Origin of the sequence: Novosphingobium sp. BW1 (assembly GCF_008107685.1) — a bacterium.
Taxonomy (GTDB): domain Bacteria; phylum Pseudomonadota; class Alphaproteobacteria; order Sphingomonadales; family Sphingomonadaceae; genus Novosphingobium.
The window spans coordinates 1-383 of the sequence record NZ_VIRF01000012.1; the positions used below are offsets into that span (position 1 = coordinate 1).

The window sequence follows — 383 nt, forward strand, 5'->3', positions numbered from 1 at the left end:
GTGATGGAGGCCATCGAATCTGTTGCCGATGCCGACCATGTGCTGGTCATGATGGATATGGGTAGCGCATTATTGAGTGCTGAAACTGCGCTGGAATTGCTGGCTCCCGAGATCGCCGCAAAAGTACGTTTGTGTGCTGCGCCGTTGGTCGAAGGTACACTGGCAGCAACGGTCAGCGCGGCCTCGGGGGCGGATATCGACAAAGTGATCTTTGACGCCATGCATGCGCTGGAAGCCAAACGTGAACAACTGGGTTTACCGTCCTCCGACACTGAAATCTCTGACACATGTCCTCCGTACGATGAAGAAGCCCGTTCTCTGTCGGTGGTCATAAAAAACCGTAACGGCCTGCATGTACGTCCGGCCTCCCGGCTGGTTTATAC

The 383-nt window shown here is 55.1% G+C and carries 1 pseudogene; it reads left to right on the top strand.

The annotated features are described in order from the left end of the window. Positions 1–383 (top strand): annotated as a pseudogene (locus FMM79_RS00060) (hypothetical protein); the annotation flags it as partial.